We start from the raw sequence: 234 nt of genomic DNA, 5'->3' as shown, positions 1-234 counted from the left end.
GGGCCTGTAGCTCAGCTGGTTAGAGCGCACGCTTGATAAGCGTGAGGTCGATGGTTCAAGTCCATCCAGGCCCATTGAAATGCAAAGAAAGGCCTTTACATTTCAGCCGAGATGGAGTAACATCTTAAAAGTTGATATTTTACGGGGGCATAGCTCAGCTGGGAGAGCACCTGCTTTGCAAGCAGGAGGTCATCGGTTCGATCCCGTTTGCCTCCATTGGCCGGAAGGCCAAGT

The 234-nt window shown here is 51.7% G+C and carries 2 tRNA genes; both read left to right on the top strand.

Going from position 1 to position 234, the window contains the following annotated elements:
* Positions 1–74: transfer RNA gene (locus ACLUXO_RS10435), tRNA-Ile, on the top strand.
* 69 nt (positions 75–143) lie between these two features.
* Positions 144–216, top strand: a tRNA-Ala gene (locus tag ACLUXO_RS10430).
* Positions 217–234 lie beyond the last annotated feature (18 nt).

This window comes from Lactobacillus delbrueckii subsp. bulgaricus, assembly GCF_046938665.1.
GTDB classification, from domain to species: domain Bacteria; phylum Bacillota; class Bacilli; order Lactobacillales; family Lactobacillaceae; genus Lactobacillus; species Lactobacillus delbrueckii_C.
Note: the sequence above shows the minus strand (reverse complement) of the source record. Positions and strands in the feature narration are given on the sequence as shown.